Annotated in this window: 32 protein-coding genes; 2 read left to right on the top strand and 30 right to left on the bottom strand. The window is 58.0% G+C overall.

Features of this window, described 5'->3' with window-relative positions; translation table 11 throughout:
- Positions 1-2: 2 nt before the first annotated feature.
- The 30 genes from AB3Y40_RS06810 to AB3Y40_RS06665 all read right to left on the bottom strand — a co-directional run bounded on the left by AB3Y40_RS06810 (position 3) and on the right by AB3Y40_RS06665 (position 20,709).
- Positions 3-581: a phage tail tip lysozyme gene (locus tag AB3Y40_RS06810; protein WP_369438040.1), complete on the bottom strand. Its 579-nt coding sequence runs from the start codon at positions 579-581 to the stop codon at positions 3-5.
- Entirely contained in the window at positions 581-1,552 is a 972-nt protein-coding gene (locus AB3Y40_RS06805) for a hypothetical protein (protein WP_369438039.1), read from the bottom strand. The genes AB3Y40_RS06810 and AB3Y40_RS06805 overlap by 1 nt, the downstream gene beginning before the upstream one ends.
- 13 nt (positions 1,553-1,565) lie before the next feature.
- Positions 1,566-1,721, bottom strand: coding sequence for a hypothetical protein (locus tag AB3Y40_RS06800; RefSeq protein WP_369438038.1), 156 nt, complete (start codon positions 1,719-1,721; stop codon positions 1,566-1,568).
- On the bottom strand, positions 1,718-3,040 hold the full coding sequence (locus AB3Y40_RS06795) for a hypothetical protein (RefSeq protein ID WP_369438037.1): 1,323 nt from the start codon (positions 3,038-3,040) through the stop codon (positions 1,718-1,720). The genes AB3Y40_RS06800 and AB3Y40_RS06795 overlap by 4 nt, the downstream gene beginning before the upstream one ends.
- The gene (locus AB3Y40_RS06790) at positions 3,037-3,693 is read right to left on the bottom strand and encodes a phage adaptor protein (protein ID WP_369438036.1); all 657 of its coding nucleotides are present in this window, start codon (positions 3,691-3,693) and stop codon (positions 3,037-3,039) included. Before AB3Y40_RS06790 ends, AB3Y40_RS06795 begins: the two co-directional genes overlap by 4 nt.
- A 10-nt stretch (positions 3,694-3,703) precedes the next feature.
- Positions 3,704-3,958 (bottom strand): hypothetical protein, encoded by a 255-nt coding sequence (locus AB3Y40_RS06785; protein WP_369438035.1) that lies wholly within the window; start codon positions 3,956-3,958, stop codon positions 3,704-3,706.
- A gap of 36 nt (positions 3,959-3,994) precedes the next feature.
- Positions 3,995-4,900: a phage major capsid protein gene (locus tag AB3Y40_RS06780; protein WP_369438034.1), complete on the bottom strand. Its 906-nt coding sequence runs from the start codon at positions 4,898-4,900 to the stop codon at positions 3,995-3,997.
- A gap of 15 nt (positions 4,901-4,915) precedes the next feature.
- Complete coding sequence (locus tag AB3Y40_RS06775) at positions 4,916-5,536, bottom strand: hypothetical protein (protein WP_369438033.1); 621 nt, start codon at positions 5,534-5,536, stop codon at positions 4,916-4,918.
- Positions 5,537-5,564: 28 nt separating this feature from the next.
- Positions 5,565-6,035, bottom strand: coding sequence for a hypothetical protein (locus AB3Y40_RS06770; RefSeq protein ID WP_369438032.1), 471 nt, complete (start codon positions 6,033-6,035; stop codon positions 5,565-5,567).
- Positions 6,019-6,873, bottom strand: a complete 855-nt coding sequence (locus tag AB3Y40_RS06765) for a hypothetical protein (RefSeq protein WP_369438031.1) — start codon at positions 6,871-6,873, stop codon at positions 6,019-6,021. The genes AB3Y40_RS06770 and AB3Y40_RS06765 overlap by 17 nt, the downstream gene beginning before the upstream one ends.
- On the bottom strand, positions 6,870-7,187 hold the full coding sequence (locus AB3Y40_RS06760; protein ID WP_369438030.1) for a co-chaperone GroES: 318 nt from the start codon (positions 7,185-7,187) through the stop codon (positions 6,870-6,872). Before AB3Y40_RS06760 ends, AB3Y40_RS06765 begins: the two co-directional genes overlap by 4 nt.
- A gap of 95 nt (positions 7,188-7,282) precedes the next feature.
- Complete coding sequence (locus AB3Y40_RS06755; protein WP_369438029.1) at positions 7,283-9,400, bottom strand: hypothetical protein; 2,118 nt, start codon at positions 9,398-9,400, stop codon at positions 7,283-7,285.
- On the bottom strand, positions 9,401-10,714 hold the full coding sequence (locus AB3Y40_RS06750) for a phage terminase large subunit (protein ID WP_369438028.1): 1,314 nt from the start codon (positions 10,712-10,714) through the stop codon (positions 9,401-9,403).
- Positions 10,711-11,163, bottom strand: coding sequence for a terminase small subunit-like protein (locus tag AB3Y40_RS06745; protein WP_369438027.1), 453 nt, complete (start codon positions 11,161-11,163; stop codon positions 10,711-10,713). The genes AB3Y40_RS06750 and AB3Y40_RS06745 overlap by 4 nt, the downstream gene beginning before the upstream one ends.
- A gap of 26 nt (positions 11,164-11,189) precedes the next feature.
- Positions 11,190-11,423, bottom strand: a complete 234-nt coding sequence (locus tag AB3Y40_RS06740; protein WP_369438026.1) for a spike base protein, RCAP_Rcc01079 family — start codon at positions 11,421-11,423, stop codon at positions 11,190-11,192.
- Between the two features lie 282 nt (positions 11,424-11,705).
- A complete protein-coding gene (locus AB3Y40_RS06735) occupies positions 11,706-12,044 on the bottom strand; it encodes a hypothetical protein (protein ID WP_369438025.1) in 339 nt (112 codons plus the stop codon).
- 208 nt (positions 12,045-12,252) lie between these two features.
- Entirely contained in the window at positions 12,253-12,489 is a 237-nt protein-coding gene (locus AB3Y40_RS06730) for a DUF2188 domain-containing protein (protein WP_369438024.1), read from the bottom strand.
- A gap of 17 nt (positions 12,490-12,506) precedes the next feature.
- Entirely contained in the window at positions 12,507-12,680 is a 174-nt protein-coding gene (locus AB3Y40_RS06725) for a hypothetical protein (protein WP_369438023.1), read from the bottom strand.
- Between the two features lie 27 nt (positions 12,681-12,707).
- Positions 12,708-12,980, bottom strand: a complete 273-nt coding sequence (locus AB3Y40_RS06720; RefSeq protein WP_369438022.1) for a hypothetical protein — start codon at positions 12,978-12,980, stop codon at positions 12,708-12,710.
- The gene (locus AB3Y40_RS06715; RefSeq protein ID WP_369438021.1) at positions 12,980-13,267 is read right to left on the bottom strand and encodes a winged helix-turn-helix domain-containing protein; all 288 of its coding nucleotides are present in this window, start codon (positions 13,265-13,267) and stop codon (positions 12,980-12,982) included. Before AB3Y40_RS06715 ends, AB3Y40_RS06720 begins: the two co-directional genes overlap by 1 nt.
- Positions 13,268-13,280: 13 nt before the next feature.
- Positions 13,281-13,625 carry a hypothetical protein gene (locus AB3Y40_RS06710; RefSeq protein ID WP_369438020.1) on the bottom strand — a complete coding sequence of 115 codons (345 nt, stop codon included), beginning with the start codon at positions 13,623-13,625 and terminating at the stop codon, positions 13,281-13,283.
- Between the two features lie 10 nt (positions 13,626-13,635).
- Positions 13,636-14,223, bottom strand: coding sequence for a hypothetical protein (locus AB3Y40_RS06705; RefSeq protein ID WP_369438019.1), 588 nt, complete (start codon positions 14,221-14,223; stop codon positions 13,636-13,638).
- A gap of 261 nt (positions 14,224-14,484) precedes the next feature.
- Positions 14,485-16,560, bottom strand: coding sequence for an AAA family ATPase (locus tag AB3Y40_RS06700; protein WP_369438018.1), 2,076 nt, complete (start codon positions 16,558-16,560; stop codon positions 14,485-14,487).
- Positions 16,561-16,633: 73 nt separating this feature from the next.
- Positions 16,634-17,599, bottom strand: a complete 966-nt coding sequence (locus tag AB3Y40_RS06695; protein WP_369438017.1) for a hypothetical protein — start codon at positions 17,597-17,599, stop codon at positions 16,634-16,636.
- Positions 17,596-17,970, bottom strand: a complete 375-nt coding sequence (locus tag AB3Y40_RS06690; protein WP_369438016.1) for a VRR-NUC domain-containing protein — start codon at positions 17,968-17,970, stop codon at positions 17,596-17,598. The genes AB3Y40_RS06695 and AB3Y40_RS06690 overlap by 4 nt, the downstream gene beginning before the upstream one ends.
- The gene (locus AB3Y40_RS06685; protein ID WP_369438015.1) at positions 17,963-18,169 is read right to left on the bottom strand and encodes a DUF3310 domain-containing protein; all 207 of its coding nucleotides are present in this window, start codon (positions 18,167-18,169) and stop codon (positions 17,963-17,965) included. The genes AB3Y40_RS06690 and AB3Y40_RS06685 overlap by 8 nt, the downstream gene beginning before the upstream one ends.
- Positions 18,169-18,423: a hypothetical protein gene (locus tag AB3Y40_RS06680; protein WP_369438014.1), complete on the bottom strand. Its 255-nt coding sequence runs from the start codon at positions 18,421-18,423 to the stop codon at positions 18,169-18,171. The genes AB3Y40_RS06685 and AB3Y40_RS06680 overlap by 1 nt, the downstream gene beginning before the upstream one ends.
- 153 nt (positions 18,424-18,576) lie before the next feature.
- Positions 18,577-19,644: an adenine nucleotide alpha hydrolase family protein gene (locus AB3Y40_RS06675; RefSeq protein ID WP_369438013.1), complete on the bottom strand. Its 1,068-nt coding sequence runs from the start codon at positions 19,642-19,644 to the stop codon at positions 18,577-18,579.
- Entirely contained in the window at positions 19,629-20,048 is a 420-nt protein-coding gene (locus AB3Y40_RS06670; RefSeq protein ID WP_369438012.1) for a hypothetical protein, read from the bottom strand. The genes AB3Y40_RS06675 and AB3Y40_RS06670 overlap by 16 nt, the downstream gene beginning before the upstream one ends.
- 361 nt (positions 20,049-20,409) lie before the next feature.
- Entirely contained in the window at positions 20,410-20,709 is a 300-nt protein-coding gene (locus AB3Y40_RS06665) for a hypothetical protein (RefSeq protein WP_369438011.1), read from the bottom strand.
- 87 nt (positions 20,710-20,796) lie between these two features.
- On the opposite strand from AB3Y40_RS06665, the gene AB3Y40_RS06660 reads away from it, so the two are divergent.
- Together AB3Y40_RS06660 and AB3Y40_RS06655 are read left to right on the top strand one after the other, a co-directional pair.
- Positions 20,797-21,093 (top strand): helix-turn-helix domain-containing protein, encoded by a 297-nt coding sequence (locus AB3Y40_RS06660; RefSeq protein WP_369438010.1) that lies wholly within the window; start codon positions 20,797-20,799, stop codon positions 21,091-21,093.
- A 255-nt stretch (positions 21,094-21,348) separates the two neighbouring features.
- The gene (locus tag AB3Y40_RS06655; protein ID WP_369438009.1) at positions 21,349-22,011 is read left to right on the top strand and encodes a hypothetical protein; all 663 of its coding nucleotides are present in this window, start codon (positions 21,349-21,351) and stop codon (positions 22,009-22,011) included.
- The last annotated feature ends 3 nt before the right edge of the window (positions 22,012-22,014 follow it).

Genomic DNA, 22,014 nt, shown 5'->3' with positions numbered 1-22,014 from the left:
CGCTATCCGTAATTCAGGGCGTTGCCGCGCGGGTTCATGAAATCAGCCGCATTCAGGGTGTTTTCGTAGCGCGGCATCATCTGCATGGCCGCGAGAACGTTCATTTGTGGCTGTGGGGCGTTCTGCGGGGCCCTGAGCGCGTTCATGGGCTGTTGTGGGGTTTGGGGTGCCTCACCGCCCATAAGGCCGCGTGTGGCCTCTATACGCCGGTCAAGGTGAGGGATGCCGGGGCGCAAGAACCGATTGCTGACCAGCCTCGCCGCCTCAAGAGGGTCTTCTGCCGCATAAATATCGCGCGCGGCCGCCCTTTCGGTCGTGCCAAGTTCATGCACAAGAAAATCAAGCTGCGTGTCCACGTCTGCCACGCGGTCCCCTGCAAACGCCTCAAGTTGCCGTCGCCGTGGTCCAGTCCACTGGATCAGCCCAAAACCACCGCGTGACCCCGGAACAAGCGGGGCAATCTCATTAATACCCGGATCAAACCCGCTTTCCACGGACATGTTGCCAACTATGCCCAGAGCAGCCGCATAAGGTACGCCGCGCTGAACAAGGCCCGCCACAAGTTGTTGCGGATCAACCATCAGTAAAGGCCCGGTGTCTGCATGGCGTTACCGCCCATATAGCCGCCCTGCATCAACTGGTTGAACATGTTGCCCTGCATGTAGTTGCTGATGCCTTGGTTCAGGGCGTTGCCCGTTGCGATAGCCCCCGCCGCCTGAGCGTTGCCAGTGTTAAACGCGGCATTCGCTTGTTGCGCGCCGTAGCCCTGCGAAAGCCCCGAAAGGTTCGTGCCAAGCCCCGAATAAGCCCCGGCCCGCGCGTTGCCCTGATTGTTGCGAATGTTCGCGATGTTGGCGCTTCGCTGCCCAAACAGGTTTGCCAGTGCGTTCGATGTCTGAGACGCGGCGTTACTGACCGTCGCAGACCGGTTGCCGATAGCCCCGGCAAGCTGTGAACCTGCGCCCTGCCCCATTCCGGCCATCGCCATAAGCTGGTTCTGATAGTTGTTGAACGACTGGTCAGCCAAGCCCGTGCCGAAGGTCGCGGCATCGCGCAGGGTCGCACCAGAAAATAGGCTGCCGTTTGACGCCGCTGAGCCATCAATCGCCCGCAGGCCCTCGCTGCGCTGAAACTCATAGCCGGGATTTGCCTGGAACCCGCCATAACCGCGCGGTGCATCGCCCATGCCCATATTGGACATCCACGCTTGCCGCGCATAGTTGCCGTCCTGAATGGTGGGGGCAAAAATGTTGCGCTGCTGGTTGAGCGCATTCTTTGTTGTATCCCAGACCTGCCGTTGACCATTGCGCAGCGCGCCGACCGCATCGCCAAAGCCGCCGTTCAGCGCATTGACTGCGGAATTAGCGCCCGCGTTGATCGACGTAACCGCCCGGTCAACGCCCGCAATCTGATCGGCCCGCGACTGGTCGTATTGCTCTTTCTGGATGGCAGACGCGGCGTCGTTGGCGCGCTCGTGAGCGTTTTCGGCCCTGTTGCCGCTAATGATGGAAGCCGCGCCGCCAATTACGGCGGGCAGAATAAACTGTAGCATGTGGGGAAACCTCTTAGGGTTCTAGCGCGGTTACGCGGGCCTCTAGGGCCGCAATCTGGGCTTTCTGCGCCTCAACCTCGTCAAACAGGCTGAGAAGCATTTGCAGGCCCTCATTCGTCGGCCTGCCGTCCTTGTCGAAATACGGTCGGTTCTGCTGTGGCTCGATCATACGAACGCCGTGGCGCTAAAGGTCACGTCAGCCGGGTCGGATACGGTCAACTGCATGGTGAAACGCTCCTCGAACCAGCCAAGCGCGCGAAACTCGATCTGCTTGCTGGTTTGGCCGATTGCGCCAAGACCCTGCTGCCGGGGCGCTCCCCACGTCAGGCCACCATCACCGGATGTCTGCATGACCACTTGTGGGTCATCGTCAAAGCCGGTCTTGGCCCGCAGCTTCACAAGCGGAACCGTGAATGACTTGCCTTCGTTTTCAAGCGTGCGGCTTACGATCCGTCGCACCAACTCGCCCGATGCGTCTGCGTTGTTGCGCGTCAGTTTCAGGACTTTGCCGCTGTCCGTGCCAATGAAGAATTCACCGTAGGCGCTGGCTGCCGCTTTAGCCGACCACGGCCCTAAATCGTTGCCCTCTGCCCGTTCCGACCACATGTTGGTCGCAAAGTCGTAGACCCATGCGGGACGCTGATCGAACAGGATTGCACAGAATTTGTGGCCTTCATCTTCAAAGTAGACGCAGGATTGCGGGCCTTCCGTCTTAATGCTTGTCTCGACCGCAACATTCGAAACGCGATCAGGTGTCCCACCGCCAAAGGTCATCGCCATGTTGTCACTGCTGACAAAAAACACGCCATTTGGAACGCGCGTAATCAGGTTGAACGCCTTGAGGCCCTTGTCAACGGTTGCCCCCGGTAATCCCTGAAAGTCTGCCCCGCGCGCGCCCCATGCCTCGATACTGTTCTGCTTGAATACGAAATAGGAACCCGAAAACGCCACACCGCGCAGGGTGTCGTCGTCACCATCCTCTGCCGTTGCAAAACTCAGCCCATTCAAGACGGAAGGCGCGGCAGAGTCCGACCATTGAACCCACCGCCCGTTTTTCTCTGTCAGAAAGGTGCGCTGCTTGAAGAACGACACGCTGCCGAAGCCGTTAAAGGCTCCCGCAGATGGCTGAGACAGGGTTGACCCGTTCCAAACGTAATATTTGCCGCCAGCGGCGACTGTGACCTGCCCGTTATTGCCTGCAATCGTTGTTTCTGCGCTGTCCTGAATGTCACCCAAGAGCATGACAGAACCATCGCTCTCGACACAGTAAAGCCCGCCGCCTTGGGCCGCGTACAATTTGCCCTCAACCGTCGCCATTGCGCGGCAGAACGACCGGGGGATTGTTGCGAAGTCCTCAGTGCCAAGGTGCGACTTTACGTCCATGCGGTCGGCGCTGACCGGCTCCATGTAGCAATTCAGCAAGCGGCCAGAGTTAGCCGCCCGGTTGTCTGGGTCGCTGCCCGATTGAACGGCAAAGGGGAAATTCAATATCCCGGCTCCATGAAGAACACCGAGTCTTGCCGGTCATGGGCAAGCGCCATTTGGTATTCAGCTTCCGCACGGGCCACGATGCGAATTGCGGTCTGGCTTTCGACCTCGTAGTCATCAATCAGCCGCGCCGCCAAGCCATAAACCACGGCGTCATAAAACTCCGCAGGACAATCGACCGGATCATCAAGCGCCACGTCCTCGACCTCGCGGCTGACGGTCAATTCAAATGTCTCGGAGGTGACAGAGCCAAGGATAGGCCACACGTACATTGTGCAAGCCTCCCTCTGCATGTCCACAAAGTAGGTCGTTGGCGTGCCGGTGGTCGTCTTGTTGGGGAGGTTGAAGTATTCTAACCGGGTCATCCGCTGCATGGGGATATCGACCCCATCGCGCCGAAACCGGACATCTAGGACTTCGAACGGACGTGGCGAAACGCTGTGACTGCTGCCCGTTGTCGCTGTTACGCTGACCTCTGCCTCCGTCCAAAGGTTTATCCCTTGGTTCTGCCAAGATTTGAGCATCCGGTTTAGCGCCGCAACCGCCTCTGCCGACTGTTCAGCGGGTGGGGTTGCGCCTTGCGGGGCCACATTGATCTTGCGCAATGCGGCTTTACACACCTCACGATTTGTAAGTGTCGCAGTGGTTGCCATGGGCTACCCCCTAAAGATCGTCGGGCGTGACTTCATTAGCGCCGAGAACGGCACCATCTTGACGTGGCCGCACCCATTCGGGGGCCTGATCGTCAATCTTGCCGCGTACCCGCTCTTGTGGGTGGCGGTCATCAAAGCAATGATTTGTGCCGGCCCCATCGCAAACGCGCAGGCCGGTCCACTCTTTGCGCAGCTTGTGCGCCTTGTAACGAAACCCGCACCTATCGCAGATTGCGTTCCATGTGCCGGGTTCAAAATCGGTCATGGTGGAAGGGGCGACCGAAGCCGCCCCAATCCCTGCTTATGCACCGGGCGATGCGTAAACACCGCGCCAGTCAGCCCAGCCAGCGGCATAGCGTTCTTCCGCAGACATGCAGGCGTTCTTCGTGTCGAAGTCGTTATCCTGCTCAAGCGCCAGCGCCCACCGTTTCTGGTGGATCAGGCCCTCGTCGGCGTCCGTCTTGATAAAGAACGCATCGTCGTCGGTCAGGTAGTCCCAAACCACAACGCCGCCAGGCAGCATGCCCATATGGCGCATTGCGTTGATATCGTTCAGGTCAGTGCCGGACTGATTGACGCTGGACAGGATGCGCGTTGCGTCAAACTCCAAGGCCGCTGGGACAATCAACTTCATGCCCTTGAGTTGGATGCGCAGCCCGCGACTGTCCTTTGCGCCACGGATGAGTGTCAGCATGTCCTCGATTGAGGCCTCCGACATATCCGCAGCAACGGCCAGTTCGTTGGACTGTGTGCCGCTCATCGTTGGGTGGTCGGTAGCAAAGAGTTCCTTGCCATCGCCGCCAACAAAGGCACTGTCAAAGCCACGATTGAGGACGTTCGCGTGAACATTCTCTTTCGTGTGCCGCATCGAACGGGCCAGCTTTGCGCTCTTTTTCTTGGCAACCGCTTCATATTGGTTGTCAGAAATAGCCTCCTTCGTGATCTTTGCGCCAAGCGCATAGACAACGTTGGTCAGTCGGCTGGTGTAGCCCTGCGCATCGGTGTCGTAGGAAATTGCCGCGCCCTCTGCCTTCTTGGGGGCAAGGCCGAAGCCGGTTTCCTCAACACGTTCTTCGTAAGACTTGTCAGACGATTGCTCGTCAAACACCATCGTGCAGACGAGTGGCTTCTCGTCATAGGTTTTCCCGAAAAAAGCCTTTACGCCGGGCCAAAGGGCCTTCGGGTGTGCGCCAGATGTCGTGGTCATGGTCGCAATCCTTCCTTAAATGCCCACAGCGCCATGCGCTTCGGTGTGGTTGTTGATTTTGACTTCGACCTTTGTGAAGGCGCTTCCAGCTTCGTTGTCTTCACGATTGACAACCCGCTGAATGGTCAACTGGTTGGTGGCCGTCGCAGCGGGGACGTCTGACGTGGTGTCAAGTTCTGCGCCCGAAAGGCCGGTCCCGGTGTCACCCGAGTTCGTGTAGATCAGAACGGCGTTCAGGCCGACCTGCGTTGCGGCGATTGCACCATCCGCCTGGATTTCAAACACAACGTCCGGGTCATCACAGACAAGCGCCACGCGCTCCGTGCTGGCCGGGTTGTACGTGCGCTCAAGCCCGTTGGGATCAGGCGCAAAGCCGACAATCACGCCGGTAATGGCGTTCGTGTCGCCCGCTGCGGCTTTGTTCACGGCGGGCAGTGCGCCCACGTTGAACTCGCCCGCACCGGGTGCGGTCACAATGGTTGAGTTAGAAGTGCCGGTCTTCACGACTGGATCACCCACAAACAACGCCGTGCCGTAACCGGCTGGAACGTAGTATGGGTTTACCGCGCCGTTGTAGGCCGCACCGTTGCGATGCCGAATGGGTTTAAGCCCAAACGGTGTGTCAGAGTTTGCCATGGTATTGGCTCCTTGGGTTCAACACCCGTCAGGCGATAGAAATGCCTGTATTTGGGGTGTAATCTGATTGAGGCCCGCCGTCGCGGTCATTGCCGCTCCGCATTTGGGCCAGTTGCCTATCAAGTTCGGCTGATTTCTCGGCCTGATCTTCTTCCCAAAAGGTTTTTGGCTTGCGGCAAAGGTAAGCCACCAATGGGCTGCCATCTGCCTTTGTGCCAACGATCTGGGTCACTGCGTTGCCAAGGTCCGCGCTGTCATCTTTCACGCCGTCATTGGTGACCACATCCCAGTCGTCATCTTGTGTTTTGCTGTGCATCCGCGCCGGAACATCGTTGATCCAGCGATATTTGAATTGGTTAAAATCCAGCAGATTTGAGTTCACGCCCAATCGACGGCCATGCACTTCGCCGCCTCCGCGCTTACGCCGCCGCACAACCTCATTCTCGGTGCGGTCTTTGCGTTTCGGGGTTTCTTCGTCTGCCCTACGCGTTGTATTCATCGGTGTAAGCCTTTCGTCCTGCTGCATCATCAGTGAAAATCCCCTGCTCAGCGAAGCGCGCAAACGCCTGCTTCGCCTCAGGGGGCAACTTTGTGAATGGGTCGGCGCTGCGTGCGCCCCCAAGCCCGCCACCATCAACACGCGCCGGACGGGCGGGTTGCGCAGGCTTCAAGTGCGGAAAATCATCAGGATACATCTTGGCAAGGCGTTCCTCGGCATAGTGCATCTGCTGTGTCGGCGTCATGTGGGGCGATGATTGTAGGCCAGCATCAATAATCCCCCTCGCTATCGCAGATTTTTCGGGATCGTTGATCCACGCGCCGCGCTCTGTGTTTCGATAACTTTCAACCTCAGGCGGAAGCTGGGGGGTCGGGTTTTGGTCGTCCTGAGGGGGTGCAGCATTCATCAATGCCGATTCCTGCGCCTCAAGGCGGTCATATTCCTCGGTGTCAGACAGTTCCACGGCCTTACGCTTGTTTGCGCGGACGGCCTCAAGTTCCTGCTTGTGCTGCGCGCGCTGGCGCTCAATGGCGCTACTCGTTACGGCCTCAAGTCTGCGAATCCTATCTGCGGCTTCCGCTTTTTCCTGCGAAAGGCGGTCACTCATAACCTTGAACGGGCGCGAGTTCTGGATGCGCTCCAAGTATCGCGACGGATCGTCAATATATCCCGGCGGTTTCTCGCCCGCCCATTCGTCGGGGGCTTTCCAGCCAAAGGCGCGGGCCTCCAGGGCGTCCTCGTCAGTCCATGTTGGTTGTTCAACAACCTCAGTTGTGACTTCTTCGCCGGTCGTAGCTTCTTCTGCGACGATTTCGCCGCCCGTGTCTTCCTCGGTCATGCCTCAAAAACTCCTGCAATGCTCTTGTCTTTCATCAGCCAGTATTTCCCACCGTCAGCGCCCCGGATTTCCGTTGCCTGATACCGGGAAAACAAAACGCGCTGTCCGACCTTTGGGATGTCGCTTGCATCGGGCCAATCAGCGTAAGTGAACGCCAGCGGGCTGACTGCAACCAGAACACCCTCCATGCGGGCAAATTCGTCCTTTTCCAGCTTGTCGTCGGGAAGGATGATGCCCCCCGCTGTCTTCGTCTCAACCTCTTTGGGCAAAACCAAAACGTTGTATTCCATGGGCTTAATGCCGCTGCTATTCATCTGTCGCCTCTATCGCTGCTTTCATGTCTTCGTAGCTGGCCGTGAAGAAGTCCTCGTGCCATGCCGCCAGACGAACCAGTGACTTCCGGTCATCCTCAGGCCATGGTTTGCCCGACCAATAGGCCCGCGTTGCCGCCAATTCCTGCTGGTCCAGCTTGTCCTTGAGCGCCCTGCCCACCGCCTCCGTTACGGGATTGGCTAGCCATGATTCCCAGTCCAAGCTTGAGAGTTCTTTCAAGGTCATCTTTCCGCTCTTTCATCATCAGTTCCATGGCCTCCAACCGCTTGCCCTCTAAGGCTGCATCGGCCTCGGCCATCGTCTTCATGGTCTCCGCGCCTTCGCGCTTGATCTTCTCAATCGTCAGGTCGATATCGACCATCTTTTGGGACAGGTCGGCCTGCGCTGTCCGCATCATCATTTCGGCTTGGAATTGCGCCATCTGCGCGGCCATTGGGTCTTGCTGAGGCATCAGGGCCTCGCGGTCGGCAATGTTGGCGCTTTCCAGAACACGGTTTGCGGCTTCCGCCTGATCCACAAGGCCAGTTTCGGCCATGCCCATAAGAAGCTGCGCCTTGGCCGCTGTTTGCATGTCCGTGACGCTTTTGGGGTCAGCAACGGGCTGAATACCCATATCCGCCGCGCTGTAGTCTGCGGCGGGGTCAAACTGAATAGGCTGACCGTTCGGGTCAACGCCATCATGAAAGGCGTTGTATTCCTCTGGCGAAACCGTACCCGCGTTGATTTTAGCAATAAGCCCGTATTCCCGCTTGAGGCTGCGGAAAATGCGTTTGTATGCGGCTGTGAACACCATCATGCCTTGTTCGATCAGGGCAAGCGTTGTGGTTGCGGTCTGCGTCTTGCCGCCGGTGTCGCCGGTCATGATATCCTTGGTGCTGGATATCTCCTTGCCAGCCTCGATCATCATCCCCAGCATTGAAAACAACGTTGCGTCAGGCCCCGGATACGTCAGCGGAACCATTGATTGCCGCACATCACCGCCCGATGCCGCGACCGGCTTCCATTCACCGGGCCGGAACCGCATTGACTGACCCTTGATCCGAAACTCGCTGCCAATAAAACCGCCGCCCAGTGCTGCCATATGCCCGGCGTCCAAGAGCATGTTGATAATGCTGTTGATCGTATCGCTGATGTCGCCAAGGATCAGGCCAAGGCCAGTGCCGAAGAAGCCCCCGTCCATTGACGGCATGAAGGTGTAGGGAACGAAATAGCTGCCGCGCTCAATCGACATGATGCCGGTTGCGACTGTTTGTTGCTGCATTTGCGTAACTGGCGCAACATTTCCAAACTCGTCCTGCGCCAGCATCTCCATCGGCACAATGCGCGCCTCTTCCTGATAGCGCACCTGCGCCTCGGTGAAGTCTGCGACAATCCGCACAACGGTTTGCGTCTCATGATGCACCGTAACGATGTACGGCTCTGGATAGTCGTCACGGTCCAGATCAAGACGGCAATGCTGTTCCACAAACATGTGCGAAGCTTCTTTGTCGCTGACCCCTAATTCGTAGTCGAAGTCAACAAACTGCCCGCTGTTGATCCGCTCTTTGATTTCGCTTGGATACAGCGGCATTTCCTCGCCGCAACGCGGGGCTTCGGACAAGTTCCTCACCTTGTCATTGACAATGAAGTTGCCCGGATCAATCACACGGCATCGCGCGCGCCCCTTGGCCGGATCATACCACACCTTGCGCACCATCGTGCCGACGATGGGAAGCTGAACCAACAGCTTGTCGGTTTCTTCCTCCCACTCCTCGATCTGCTCAGAAAGCTGCCAGGACATGTGAGCGGAAACACGCTCAGCCCGCGCAGCCTTTTCGCCCAAGGGGTCAGCGCCGAACGTCTTGACCTTCACAAGGCTTTCGGACGGCACAATCGCCGGGTAGGCACGGGCGTTGAATTGCAGCGCCGCCGATGTAATCAACGGATATTTGACGTTGGCCGAATTGGGGAACGGGTAAGACTTATCGCTCTTGGTCAGCTTGGCGAGGTCGATGCCTTTCTGCATCTTTTCGGACCAGTCCGACATGCTGTCCTTGTCCAGCTTGTGGTCTTCAATAACCTGCCGGGCAATCTCGCTCAGTTCGCCCTCTGACAACTCCCCCGCCAGATTGTCGGACTGCGTGACAAACGCGATAAATTCCTGCGGCGGAACGGCCTGCTCAACAGGGTCTTGTTCGATCAGATCAGGCTGCATCTAATACCCCGTCGCTTCGTTTTGCCCGTAGGCGGGTTCTTCGTAGTCCGGCTCATCGTTAGGCGGCGCTGACAACTCAGGGAACAAATCTGTGAAGGCCCAGACCAGCGCATCAACGCGGTCGGGCGAATAGCCCGCCGCCTTGCGGTCAAAGCCGGTCGTGAACGTACACATCTGGTCTTCAAGTTCGGGAAACTCGCCAACGTGGTAGATCTTCTTACGCTCGTAGAGGGCTGCAATTGGCTCCGCCCGTAGAACCTTGCCGCGCGTTGCCCTGACACCCCTGTAGGGCACTGTCGTACTGTGGGCGCGTATGGTGTTTTCCACCATGTCCCCGCCTTGGTTGACCTCTGCCACGATCCGGTCAGCGCCACGAAGACGCATAATCGCAATCGCCTGACGCGCCCATTCTTCCGGGCGATGCCTGCCCGACCCGTCCTCGATCACATACCCATTGCCCGAAAAATCCACGCCAGCGCAGATAATGCCGGTTTCATCTGATCCCGCCTCAGTCGTGACCGCCGGGTCAAGCGCAACAACGATCCGCTTCATGGTCGGCGGGTTCTGCGTCCGCTGGATCATGTCGCGCCGCCACAGGGCATCTTCGGCGTCCTCGACGTACTGCCCATCATAGAAACGCTTCTTGGCGCGGGCTGGCAGTGAGCGCAGGTCGTTCAGGTACTCCTGAGAAAGGTTCTCCACGTTGTCCATCGGATTGACGACCACGTGTCCGTACTTGCTGGTATCAACCATTTCCTGCGTCTCGGGGTCGATCCCGTCAATCCACAGACGGTAAGTCCAGTGCTGGCGCGTTGTGGGATTCAGGTCCACATAGAACCGTTGCGATAGTTCCTTGCCGGTTACCGTCTTGACCGTTTGCGCCAGACGCGACCTAAGAAGCGTGAAAGCGCTATATTTAATTTCCGATGCTTCGTTGGGATAGATTGTCGCGTATTCGTTGCCGAGTATTTTCTCCAGGGCCTTCTCGTCATTAAGCCCGCCAACCCAAACCTCCGACCCGTTTTCCATCAGAAAATAGCCATATTGCTCTTTCCATTCGTATTTGACGCCGGGAAAGCGCAAGGCCATCACCTCAGGCCATGTGCCTTTGACAATTGCCCGCTTTGCCGAAGTGCCCTCCTGCCTGACAATCAGGTGCCGTGAGCCGGGAGCCAAAAGGGTGCGCTCTGCAATTGTTCCAACAATCTCAAACGTTTTCCCCGAACGCGAACCGCCGTAGACAAGCGGAAATCGCTTGCCCGATGTGAATAACTCCCTGATCCGCTCTTGGCCGGGATTCCTGCGGTAGGTCACAGGCGGTCGGCATCGCTTTCAAGGGTGACGTTGACCGTGCCGCCGTGGTTCAGGTCCAGCTTCTCGCCGTACTTCTTAGGCCGAAGCTTTCCCGCCATCCACTTTCTTGCGTCAATGCGAAGCCTAGAACGCTGGATGTGCTCACCGTTCAGGGCAAGCCCTTCGTTCGCGGGGTCATTCTTCGCCATCCAGTCGTTAGATGCGTCATCGGCGATGTCGGCAATTTCGTCAACGTAAGTGTCGGCTTGTGCCTCTCGCGCGTGCGCGTACTGGTCCTTAAATGTTTCGATATTCGCCAACCACCGAAACACGGTTGATTTGTTGGGCATATCATCATCAAGGCAGATCGTTCGCAGGCTCTCGCCGTCTGCAATGCGCTCACATATTTTGTCAGCCGTTTCTTCGGTATACGAAGAAGGCCGCCCCGTTTGCTTTTCATCAGAAGCCATTTGTCATCTCTCTTGGCTTGGGGTGTTTAGTAAAGCACTGTGATTCCGGCTGCTGTTGTTCCCGTTGATCTGACGATCTTCACTCGCAGCGGCAAAACGCCTGCTGGCACCGGGAAAGTTTGCGCATCCGTGCCGCCCTGCATGACCACAGACAAATCGCCAGCCGTGGCGACAATAATTCCGCGCACGGGGCCAAGGCTTGCTGTGTCGTTAGGGGTAACCACCGCCACGGACTTTGCCGGATCACTTAATGTGCTCATGGCTCCGCTCCTATGTCTGGAAATGCAAAATCCGCCCGGTGTTTCCACTGGACGGATTAATTCGGCGGTAGAATTGCACGTTTTTAGGGGCGGGTCAAGCATCCTAGTCACGCATCTGAAACCGAAACCCCATCACGCGGGTTGTCTTGGTGAACCCATGGCGCTCTGAAAACACTTCGGGGGCCCACGGAGCCTTTACCATGTAACAGCGCGCACCATTCGGCCTGATCCAAAAAGTGCTCCGGGATAAGCTCAAACAATGGCCCGCTATGTTGATTTGCATCACCCCTCCCCCAACACATTCAGCGCGTTTCGCAGCGCATCTAGGCTCGCGGGTCTTTGCTCTGTCAGCTTTCCGCACTCAATCACAAGGCACGCGGTAGAAATGCGCCCGATCCGTTCAACCATGACGTTGTACGCCTGCACCGCTTCGGGGTTTCCGTCTGACCCGTCATAGCCCCCCGATCCACCGGCAAGGCAGGACTTGAACCCTGGCACCTCCAGTTCAGCGACGTAGAGAGCGCGGCGTTCTTGAAACACGCGGGCGCTTTCCACCTGCTGTGCGGTCAGCTTGCCCTCCGCCCCAAGCCTGCCGATCATGTCATAGGCCAGATCAATCATACCCCTGCCGCCTCCCTTTGGTTTGGCCCAGACGCCGCGTGCGTGGCGTTCTGGCGTGGGCCTAGCGGTTTCTTTGGGAGGTAATTCTACCTTAGGGACTTCTTGGGCTGTATCGGCCTCTTTTGTGGCCTGTCGCCATTTGCGCCGATTGCGGCGATTGCGGCGTCTTGCTGCTTTGGTGGTCATGCCCTGTTGCCTCGTTTTGTTGTTATCGCTTTGCCAGCCGCGCCAATGCCGATTTGTTTTTCTCTGATATTTCCATTACCAGTTCACGGCTCAAAGATTTGGCCCTGCCATCCGTCCCAAACGTTATCGACTTGCCGCCGCGCGCCTCAACCCAGTCAGACGCGTGGGCTTTTGACGCGAAAACCCTTGACGCTCGCTGCGAGCCGGACCGCCGCACGGCCCATCCTTTTGCGTGGGGGATGATGTGATATCGGCTCATGCTCTCTGTCCCTGTTTTTATTTGCGCCGCAGGTCAAAACCCACGACAAACGGCTCGTATTCCAATGGTTGCCCGTCCGGCCCCAGAATTTCCGAATGGCTTGGGCGGTGAGTTTCGTAGCACTCCACGTCAGCGCAATATCCGTTTTGGTCCATGTCGTCGGGGAACCATGTTTGCGTTAGGTCTTCCATGTTGCCTGTGTCCCTGTTGGTGGGTGGTTATTCGTCGGGGGTGCGCTTCTTGCGGAAAGACTTGTCGGAAAACTCAAATTGCTGCCCGGTCTGCCACTGTCTCAGAATGCGGTCCAGTGACCACGCCATTAACTTGCAAATCCTCGCATCCAGACCTATGTTTTCTTCTTCTGCCGCCGCCGCTAAAGCTGACATTTCATCCCGCATTGCCTGTGCCAGCGAGTTGCGCAACGCCGCTTCCTCATCAAGGCGCTTCCGCTCTTTTGGCCGATACTTTGGTTCGTCGTAAGCGTCATCCATCACCCCTCCTCCATCCAGTAAGGCTTGCCGCCCGCTGCGGCCCACCCGGTGTCGGTCAGCGAAAAGACCTTGCGCACGATGTCTGGGGTTTCCACCAGTCCAGCGTTCTCCATCGTTTGAACAGATCGCCAGACCTCGTTTTTCGTCAGGCCGGTGCGGCGCTCTATGGCCTGTAGGTTTGTTGCTGAGAATGTGATTGCGGCGCTGCGCATTGCCTTGAGGATGGTTAGGCCCTCTGGCGTGAGTGCGCGGTTTATGAGCGGGGGTAAGGGCGTGAAGAAGGTCAAAAGTCTATCTCCCCTAGAATGGCTGCGACTGCGGCGCGGGTTGGTGGGATGTGCAGGAAGTCGGCAGGCTGCACTTCATGCGCCCCTTGTGGTTGCGCTCCACAATGACCTGACCGCGATGCTCCATTGCCGTGATGACGGCGTTGATGCTTGAGGTCGGGATGCCGGTAGCGTCTGCGATGTCGCGCGGTGCTTTCTTGCCGCCAAACATCAGATAGGCCTGCACCTTGGCGCATCGGTCCATTGCGGCGCGCTTGCGCTGGTAATCGCTTTCGGACCTGGGCTTTCCGCCGGGAACACCACCCATTCGCTTGCACTCGGCGCGGGCCATTTCTTTCATCCGTTCCAAATTGGTCATCTTCCGCTCCTCAAAATCTGATTTCGTCGCCACCGGCTGCGTAGTTCACCGGGTCTGTCGGCTTGACGCTGGACACGCTGGCGTCGGGGAAGTGAGATTTAATCTCATCCAACACACCGCTCGTCATGTCGTAGGCCACGGCGGCCAAGACGCTCTCTCTGAGCGTGATAAGCTTGAGGTCGGGTCGCGCTGCCTTGATGGACTGCCACGCTTTGTCATCGCGCATGACGCCAATCCGCTCTCCGTCCACCTCGATCTCCCAGACCTCCTGATCGGCCTTGGGCTGCCCAGCCTCCTCTGCCGCCTTGTCGAGCGCCACGTAGGCCCTGACGCCAACACCGGCCCACGCCACCACCTCGTCGGGCGTTCCGGTGGTGATGGCTTTGTTGAGGTCGGCCATCGTGTCGCCAAACTTGCGGGCCAGATCAACGCTGACCAGTTCGGGCAATCTGTCGATCCCCCACTTCCGGTCCATCTCGTCGGCGATGCGGTTGAAGGGTGCCAGCGTGTAGTGCTTCCGGGTTTCGTCAGCCGACGCGTCGGGGTGCGTGATTGTGTCAAACTTTGGGGGGCGCTTTGCGCGGCGATTAGGATGCATCGCTATTCCTTTCGTTCCGGTATTCCACCTCCACCCCCGTTCCTAAAGAAACGGGGGGTGTGGAACGGGGGTGGACGATTTTTGAGGCGGAACGAAAACCGTTCCGGTATGAATTGTTTTTTTTCAGTGACTTACCGTGCAATCGTTCCGCACCGGAACGATTTTGGAACGACTTTTGGAACGTTCCAAATGCCGTTCCAGTGCCGTACCACCGGGGCGCGTTTGGAACGATTTTTGGAACGATTTTCAGGGGGTGCAAACTCACGCCAATTCCTCCGCAAATTCGCCGCCGCTCTTGATGATATCCGCGGCGCGTTGACCGCGGGCGGTAAGCTCCCAGTTGGTCCGAAAGCGCTGGATCAGCTTTTCCTTTTCCAGCTTTTCGAGGATGCGCATCAGGTTCGTTTTCTTGGCCTTTCCGTCTTTGTTGACCATGCCGATCTCGACGCAGCGCTGTGCGATAGATTGGGCTTCGTACTTCTCGATGTTGAGGATTAGCCGATCCTCTGCTGACAGAGCGTCTACGGCGATTTCGAGCGCCCGCGTTTCGAGCAGTGGCCGCGCCATCACGGTTGGCATGAGCCGCCCCTTGGCGTCCTTGACCTTTTCGGATGTGATGCCGACCAGCTCAAAGTTTAGCGGCTCGAAGTCCGCGCCGCGGTGTTTTCCCTGCCAATGAAGCTCAACCGCGGTTTCGCGCTTCCATAGGCATAGATTGCCGTCAACTTCATTCAGCAGAGCAGACCCGCCCATGGGCGTCAGGTTTGTCTTTGCGGCGTTCTTGACGGGGTGCGCTGGCATGACAACCGCGGGCTTTCCTGTGCCTTCGGTGATCTTGCGAACGACACGCGCGAAGTCGAGCATTTGCGCATTGCTGTTGCTGTCATCGCCGTCAAAGTATGCTGCTAATGTGTCTATCACGACGAGATTGCAGTTTGGCAGCGCCTCAAGGGCCTCTTGAATAAGCTTCATGTCTTGGCGAATGCTGAACGTGCCGGGGATGAAGTGCATGCGGCTTGCCGCGGCTGGCGTTTCTGCTTGGGCAAGTGTTGCGATGATCCTGGCTCTTACGTCATCGGGATTTTCGCCTGCCAGATAGAGCACGTCGCCCGCTTCGGTGTCGCGCCCACATACCGCGGACCCGGATGCCATCGCCTCTGCGATATAGAGCATTACCGCGGTTTTCCCGCTGCCCGTGGGCGCTGTGAGGGTGTATAGGCGTCCGCGCTGGATAACCCCGTCAATGAGGTATTCGGGGGCCACAAAGTCCGCGGTAAACTCAGCCGCGGTTTGGACGCGCCAAGCCGCTGCTGCGGCATCTGCGGGCGGATGGTCGAAGGATACACTTTTCGTCTCTTCGGAAAGTGTAGGCTCAAACGCCGGGTTGGCCCGTGTGCGGTCAATCATGGCCTGCACTTCGTCGCGGGTGTCTGCGACGGTGTAGCCCGCGATTGTGAGGGGTTCGATCAGCGCAAGGATTTCGCCATCCGACATGCCCTTGCGGACGTAGGAGCCGACCAGCTTGAAAACCTCGATATTCCAGTTTTCCCCAGACAGGGCTTTGATTGCCGCCCGCTCGCGGTCCAGTTTGGGCAATTCCCCCGTGTCGATCTGGAAACCACCCTCATGCGGGGTGTTTTCAGAATTACCCCGTATGGCCGGAAACATGCGCGCCATGCGCTCAGATGGGATGGGTTCACGGTCTTCGTAGAAGTGCAGCCCGACGACTTCGGGCTTGTAGCCTTTGGCCTCTTTTTGGGGCTTTGGCCAGTTGACCGACCCTGCAACGCGCATGATGCGCGGCGGGTCTGTGACGCTGCTATCTGTCTTGAGGGTTGCGGCGATGTTCTTCTGGGTCTGTGACCATGCGTTGAGATTGAAAGTTGGGTCTTCGAGTTCCCAGTATACGTGCGGTCGCAGTGATGGCGTTGTGCCGGTCAGGACGTGGAAGGTACACTTGGGGCCTGCGAAATTGCGGATATTCTCTGCTGCCTGCGCGTCGTCTGCGTCAGCCCAATGAAAGAAGCTGGCGACGATCTGACTGGCGTTTGCGCGCTTGCTTGGCGCGGGCCGGTTGGTTGCGGACACGGGGTTGACGGTGGCGTAGGCGTTAATCCCCATCTTGTTCCAAGTGCGCACATCATCGACCGCCATGGCAATGCCGTTTGCGTCGGGTGTGTAGTGGTTGACCTGCCGAACCTGCGCTTTGTCCTCTGCTGTCAGGAAGACAAGTTCCAACAGGCACGGCTCATCGAGTTCATGCCAGCGCCGCGTTATGTGCGTCAGGTGCGCTTCTACGGTGCTGATTTCGGCCTTGATGTCGGATTGAGGCACCACGTTTCGCTCCCTGCGAATGTGTGTTTAGGTGTCCCGGCCCCCGCATGGGGGACCGGGTGTTTTCGCGTTCGTCTTAGAAGTGACCGCCGTCCGGTGCGGGTGTAGCGGTTGCAGCCGCTGCGCTCGCCGCTTGAGCGCTTGCCGCAACTTGAGCTGCCCCAGTGTCGATCCCGGCCTGAATGCCTGATTTCAAAGAATCGGGGCGGTCACGCCAGCCAGCAACTTCCAGAATTGGAATGACGGTCTTGCCGACCGTGAACGACAAATCCTCAGTCCCTGTCAGGCGCACCAAAGGCAACTTGCCGGGTTCGCCGGACTGCAAGGAAGGCGTCAGCTTCTGGATTGCGTTCTGCACCGCAGCGCCGGCTTGTTCCCAATAAGCGGTTTCGCCGTTGCCGATTGCGCATGGGATGGAGATGCCCCACTTGTATTCGTCATTCGGTTTTTCGATCCGCTGGTTTGGGGCAGGCCACCATTTCCAGTCAGGGGCTTGGCCCTTGACGCCTGAGGTGTACTGCCAGCCGACCTTGATATTCTCGATATCAAGAATGACGCCGCCGTTGGCGAACCCGTCAAACTCTGTGATGTCGTCGGCTGACCTGCGCAGGTCAAAGACCTTGCGTTGTGCCTTCCAGTTCAAGAACGGGCCGGACGTGCTGGCTGCTGTGTCAATGTCAAACATGTTGGTTTCCTTGTTTGTTGGTTTGGGTTGATTCCCCGGTTCCGCCGGGTTCGGATCAGCTTGCGCCGATGGGGTTGCGCGGGGCTGTAATAGCGCCCGCTGCGTATCGTGGGCGTCATCAATGCGCGCCCAAAATTCCGGCCAATGCATGTAAAGGCTGTCGAGCAATAGCGTCTCGCCTTCCATGTATTCGGCCAAGTCGGCTTGCGTTTCGCAGGCTTCAATCGCTTCAATGATTTGGCGGTGCGCACGCTCCATCCACAGCCCGTTTGTGGGGTCGATCTGCTGACTTTCGTCAATCATTGCAGACTTGGGTGCGGGGGCTGCCGAAGCGCCGGTGTCGATTGCAAAGGTCATAGCGCCACCTCATTGAACGGGATGCCCGCTCCGATAAGAAATTCGCGCGTGTCCTCAACCGACTTGACAACCGCGATTGGGTAGCCCCGCTCAGACAGCATCCCGTGCACTTGCTCCTGTGTCGGGCTGACACGCCCTTTTGGCGCTTTCACTTCGAGAAAAAACGGACCTGTCTTTGCGTCAGGCAGGACAATCAGATCGGGGAAACCCGGCAGCATTCCGGCACTTTTCGCGCGCACGACTTCGCGCATCCCGCTTGGGCCGCGCTTCTGCACCTCATTCCGACTGTGCTGGATCAGCGCCTTAGGCATAACAGCCCGTAGCCACTTGATGATCGCGATCTGGACCTTCAATTCAGGCTGGTTAGCCATTTGTGCGCCTTTCGATCTCGCGGCCGATGTAAAACGCAGCCTTCTGCAAGTCCTCGACTGCATTGTCTTTCAGGTCGGCGCGCCAGATATATTTGATGGCGTTGCCAAGGCAGAAGCTCATGTGTTCGGTGATCTCGATGCACTCGACGCCAGACGGGTGGTCAGTGTAGTGTTTCGGGTGGTTTACTGGGTCAGTCATCACACCCTCCCCTGCAATTCAGCGGCGTCCAGCATTTCGCCTATCGCCAATGACGCCTTGCGCAGGTCGCCAGCCATTTCCCGACTTAGGTGACCGGTGAATAGAGGCTTGAACTTGTTGTGCTCGTCAGCCTCACCGGGAATCAGCGCAAAGGTCTGCCCGTCTGCACCTGCGTCGCGCAATTCGATTGTGAAATGACCAACCTGCAATCGCTTGGTTTTGCTCGGGGGGACGTATCCGTGTTTAAAGGCCATCGGTTCTCCCCTTCATGCGCTGGACGCTCTGTGCGAGGCTGTCAGCGCGTGTGGCGTATGGATTTGTGCCGCCGCCCAGGCATTGGGGACATGGTGCGGCGGCTTCCCCGGCAGGCAGTTGTGGGACTTGCGGGGAATGGGGTGTGTGGAGGGTCATGCTACGCACTCCCCATCATCAGACTGACAAAGGAACGCCTCGTCGTTGAAAATCCAGTCACCCTGTCGATCAAGCATCTGGCGGACCTCCTTGCGGCTATATCGCTTGGAAAACTGCGCAGCGGACCGTGGCTTGGCCGTCATGCTTTCAATCACGCTGGCAGAGATCGGTCGCCCGTATGCTTCCCGCAGTTTGGTTGCCAATTCCGGGTCTGATTGAATAATACGCCGAAGGCGCGGCCATCTGCCCAGCGTATACCAGTGAGCCGAAACCCAAGCCTCCATGCGCTCGGACCAATCATCTTCGGGGTTGTCGCGCATGTAACCGGCAATGATGCTTTCGGATTTCAACATGCAGTCGCGACAGTTGCCGCCGGGCGTCTTGCCGTTAATGTTTGCGAGCTGCAGGTCAAACGGCTGCTTTCGCCAAAACAGTGCCACATCGTGCCTTGACACTCCGGCTGCGGCCATAGGGTGCCAAACGGTCCACCTGTCCTTGGGCGCGGGCTTGTTGAGCCTGTGCGGCTCGTCGGCTCGGAAACCCACCGCATTGGTCCAATGGTCCCACCCGATAGAGCGGAGATACCGCTTTGCAGTCCTGACCTTGAGTTCAATCGTGCAGAACCGCGATTGCTGATTTGGAAGATACTTCTTGCGCTTGATCAGCGCCTCAAAGGGTTCACTGTCACGGCTGGCACCTTGATAGCCCACCACCTCGAACAGCGGCGCATTTGGCCGGTACTCCAGCCATGTCACCATGACACCCCAACGGTGGCTGACCTCCTGCACGAAGTCGAGTGAGGCGTTGCTCTCGCGGCCCGTGTTTTGGAACGTGACCTCGACGCGATCCGGCAGGCCGCCGTTGGCTTCAAGGATTTGATGCAGCATGTAGGCGCTGGACCGCCCGCCGCTGAACGCGATTTGCACGTTGCCATCTGGCAGGGAATAAAAAGCCGACGAGCCGAAGCCCGCCGGAGTTGCCGCGCTACCCGGCACTAAATGGGCGGACGATGCGTCCTTGCGCGGTGGGAGGAGGTCGTGAGTGGTGGTCATGTCCGGGTCCATTCAAGGTTGCCGGTGAACTGTATTTGCATCCCCCACGGCAGCTTTTCGCCGCGCATGAGGGCGGCTTGCGCACAAGACGGGCAGCGATCCATGCCGTTCTTAAGGGTCTTTGACTTAACGCCGACAAAAACCCCACAATCGCAGCGACAAACCCAGTGCCCCTTCTGGTCCTTCGGCCCTATTTTGTGAGCCAACATACCCAGCACGTTGAAGCGGCCACGGCGACCAGTCATGTCTTGGAAGCCATCTGTTTTGCGCACAGCGGTCAGGTCTTTTAGCGGCGGGCACTCTGGCCATTGATGCATTTTTGTCTGCATCTCATAGCCCTGCCCACCACCCTTGGCGGAAACCGCAGCCTGCTTTGAGACAGGCGCACTTGCCGCAATGCGGTCAAAGTCAGTCATCCCACCCTCCCTTGACGCCCTGCCTCGCCCCCGCCAATCTGGCGGGGTTGCGGAGGGACATTGCAGAACCATGTAGATGGATCGTTTCGATCAACACCGTGATAGAAGCGCCCCCAAAGCCGGGGCGGCTTGTTCTTGATATTAAAATGCACATTGTAGCGAGGGGCTTCTGCCTCAATGGCGCGTCGCTCGGCCCTCTTTGCGCATGAGCGCGAAGGCAACCACTCCACGACCATTTGGTGGATTTGCAGGCCCCAAACCTTCAGCTTACAATGCTCAATGAAACGCGAGTGAGGGGCAACGCTTTGCCCAACATAGAGAAGCGCGCCCTCTGCATCAAAAAGGCGGTAGAGAGCGCAGGTCATGACGCGACCTTTCCGGGTTCCCCTTGAATTTCACGTTCGCCGCCCAAACGTTTATGGGAAGGCAAGGAACCTCCGGGCTGCGCAGCCGCAGAAGAAGGCGCGTCAGACTCAGGAGAATTTTTATCAATGAAGTCCCGAACCTCGGCTTCCGTTTCAGGCCACACGCGGCCACCAGAACGCAGCCGCTTGACCAACTCACTGTTGCGCGCGGCTAGTTTGCCGAAATACGTCTCGCCCATCCCGCTCTCCGCCAGGAAGGTTTCAACCGCGTCTATTAGGGTGGTTTGATGTTGCATGGGGTAGTTATATCCGCAATCGCGGATACGTCAAGCGTCACTTATTGCGGACGTGCTTTTTCCACGGATGAGCGTAGAAGATGGGGCATGAGTGATGACCTGTGGAGAGGTCGGCTTGAAGCCGCCGTTGAAAGAGATGGTCGTTCGATGAGGGATATCTCCCTCGCGGCACGTCTGTCGCACGGCTACCTGCATGGCATTCTGCGCGACAACAAAGAGCCAACGCTCGACCGATTTATCAGGATTTGCAAAGAGTTGGACGTTAGCTTGTCCTATGCTCTATTAGGCGCAGAGATCACAAAAGAAACCGAAACTATTGTAAGCGGCCTCGAGTCTGACGCGAAGACCCGGGCTGCAATCCTTGCCCTTCTTGGTCGCGAGTAGCGCGCTCTACCTTAGCGGCGATCTGTGAAATCTCGTCGCTTGTCTTAGATCGAAGTAGCGCCAGCAAATCGCCCACCTTCATAACACCACCCTAATAAAATCACCCAATAGTAACCATGCTGTGCGGCAATGTCCTAACAAAGTCTTAACGCGTCCAAATTATTTTATCCGCAATCGCGGATATATTGTTGACTGTCCGCGATTGCGGATATAATCTATCTCCAACAGCCCACCACGGGCCGAAGGAGAGACACGATGCTAACCAAGAACCACGCCATTCTGACGCAAGAGGTCAAAGCGCACATTGACGCGGATGCGCTGGTGCGGGGGACGTATTGGGACGAGGGTGCTGGCAAAGGCTGCTTTATCGGGTGCCTTGCGCATTCAAGCGACCCGAAGGTTCTGCTGGATCGCTTCGGCTTTCCCATTGCCTTGACGCGGCTATGCGAGGGCATCTTCGAGGCGCTGCCGGATGATGAAGGTAAGGCATTTTTCGCGGCCATTCCGCAGGCGGTTGGGCATGACGGGAAAGACCTGTCGCTGGTCGTCTGGAAATTTCTTGCTGCTGAATTGCGGGCATTGCCGCCCCAGCCTGACAAGATTCAGGCGGTGATTGATCCAGTGATTGCAGGCGTGGGCTTGCTGGCCGAAGGGCGCGATTGGCCTGCCGCCGCCGATGCCGCCGATGCCGCCTATGCCGCCGCCTATGCCGCCGATGCCGCCGCCTATGCCGCCTATGCCGCCGATGCCGCCGCCTATGCCGCCGATGCCGCCGCCTATGCCGCCGATGCCGCCGCCTATGCCGCCGCCTATGCCGCCGCCTATGCCGCCGCCTATGCCGCCCGTGCCGCCGCCGATGCCAGTGCCGCCCGTATTCGTCAGCGGGACACGCTGCTGCAACTCATTTCCGAAGCTTAGGAG

It is taken from the genome of Yoonia sp. R2331 (assembly GCF_041103235.1).
Taxonomy (GTDB): Bacteria; Pseudomonadota; Alphaproteobacteria; order Rhodobacterales; family Rhodobacteraceae; genus CANMYO01.
Note: the sequence above shows the minus strand (reverse complement) of the source record. Positions and strands in the feature narration are given on the sequence as shown.

Excerpts from the sequence above, each read along its gene's own strand:
- AB3Y40_RS06705 (WP_369438019.1), bottom strand. The coding sequence starts at position 14,223 with ATGCATCCTAATCGCCGCGCAAAGCGCCCCCCAAAGTTTGACACAATC.
- AB3Y40_RS06780 (WP_369438034.1), bottom strand. The coding sequence starts at position 4,900 with ATGACCACGACATCTGGCGCACACCCGAAGGCCCTTTGGCCCGGCGTA.
- AB3Y40_RS06790 (WP_369438036.1), bottom strand. The coding sequence starts at position 3,693 with ATGGCAACCACTGCGACACTTACAAATCGTGAGGTGTGTAAAGCCGCA.
- AB3Y40_RS06785 (WP_369438035.1), bottom strand. The coding sequence starts at position 3,958 with ATGACCGATTTTGAACCCGGCACATGGAACGCAATCTGCGATAGGTGC.
- AB3Y40_RS06735 (WP_369438025.1), bottom strand. The coding sequence starts at position 12,044 with ATGATTGATCTGGCCTATGACATGATCGGCAGGCTTGGGGCGGAGGGC.
- AB3Y40_RS06725 (WP_369438023.1), bottom strand. The coding sequence starts at position 12,680 with ATGGAAGACCTAACGCAAACATGGTTCCCCGACGACATGGACCAAAAC.
- AB3Y40_RS06695 (WP_369438017.1), bottom strand. The coding sequence starts at position 17,599 with ATGACCTTTGCAATCGACACCGGCGCTTCGGCAGCCCCCGCACCCAAG.
- AB3Y40_RS06720 (WP_369438022.1), bottom strand. The coding sequence starts at position 12,980 with ATGGATGACGCTTACGACGAACCAAAGTATCGGCCAAAAGAGCGGAAG.
- AB3Y40_RS06740 (WP_369438026.1), bottom strand. The coding sequence starts at position 11,423 with ATGAGCACATTAAGTGATCCGGCAAAGTCCGTGGCGGTGGTTACCCCT.
- AB3Y40_RS06690 (WP_369438016.1), bottom strand. The coding sequence starts at position 17,970 with ATGGCTAACCAGCCTGAATTGAAGGTCCAGATCGCGATCATCAAGTGG.
- AB3Y40_RS06775 (WP_369438033.1), bottom strand. The coding sequence starts at position 5,536 with ATGGCAAACTCTGACACACCGTTTGGGCTTAAACCCATTCGGCATCGC.
- AB3Y40_RS06685 (WP_369438015.1), bottom strand. The coding sequence starts at position 18,169 with ATGACTGACCCAGTAAACCACCCGAAACACTACACTGACCACCCGTCT.
- AB3Y40_RS06660 (WP_369438010.1), top strand. The coding sequence starts at position 20,797 with ATGAGTGATGACCTGTGGAGAGGTCGGCTTGAAGCCGCCGTTGAAAGA.
- AB3Y40_RS06680 (WP_369438014.1), bottom strand. The coding sequence starts at position 18,423 with ATGGCCTTTAAACACGGATACGTCCCCCCGAGCAAAACCAAGCGATTG.
- AB3Y40_RS06710 (WP_369438020.1), bottom strand. The coding sequence starts at position 13,625 with ATGACCAATTTGGAACGGATGAAAGAAATGGCCCGCGCCGAGTGCAAG.
- AB3Y40_RS06670 (WP_369438012.1), bottom strand. The coding sequence starts at position 20,048 with ATGACTGACTTTGACCGCATTGCGGCAAGTGCGCCTGTCTCAAAGCAG.
- AB3Y40_RS06675 (WP_369438013.1), bottom strand. The coding sequence starts at position 19,644 with ATGGACCCGGACATGACCACCACTCACGACCTCCTCCCACCGCGCAAG.
- AB3Y40_RS06755 (WP_369438029.1), bottom strand. The coding sequence starts at position 9,400 with ATGCAGCCTGATCTGATCGAACAAGACCCTGTTGAGCAGGCCGTTCCG.
- AB3Y40_RS06730 (WP_369438024.1), bottom strand. The coding sequence starts at position 12,489 with ATGAGCCGATATCACATCATCCCCCACGCAAAAGGATGGGCCGTGCGG.
- AB3Y40_RS06665 (WP_369438011.1), bottom strand. The coding sequence starts at position 20,709 with ATGCAACATCAAACCACCCTAATAGACGCGGTTGAAACCTTCCTGGCG.
- AB3Y40_RS06760 (WP_369438030.1), bottom strand. The coding sequence starts at position 7,187 with ATGAATAGCAGCGGCATTAAGCCCATGGAATACAACGTTTTGGTTTTG.
- AB3Y40_RS06745 (WP_369438027.1), bottom strand. The coding sequence starts at position 11,163 with ATGGCTTCTGATGAAAAGCAAACGGGGCGGCCTTCTTCGTATACCGAA.
- AB3Y40_RS06765 (WP_369438031.1), bottom strand. The coding sequence starts at position 6,873 with ATGACCGAGGAAGACACGGGCGGCGAAATCGTCGCAGAAGAAGCTACG.
- AB3Y40_RS06770 (WP_369438032.1), bottom strand. The coding sequence starts at position 6,035 with ATGAATACAACGCGTAGGGCAGACGAAGAAACCCCGAAACGCAAAGAC.
- AB3Y40_RS06810 (WP_369438040.1), bottom strand. The coding sequence starts at position 581 with ATGGTTGATCCGCAACAACTTGTGGCGGGCCTTGTTCAGCGCGGCGTA.
- AB3Y40_RS06805 (WP_369438039.1), bottom strand. The coding sequence starts at position 1,552 with ATGCTACAGTTTATTCTGCCCGCCGTAATTGGCGGCGCGGCTTCCATC.
- AB3Y40_RS06800 (WP_369438038.1), bottom strand. The coding sequence starts at position 1,721 with ATGATCGAGCCACAGCAGAACCGACCGTATTTCGACAAGGACGGCAGG.
- AB3Y40_RS06655 (WP_369438009.1), top strand. The coding sequence starts at position 21,349 with ATGCTAACCAAGAACCACGCCATTCTGACGCAAGAGGTCAAAGCGCAC.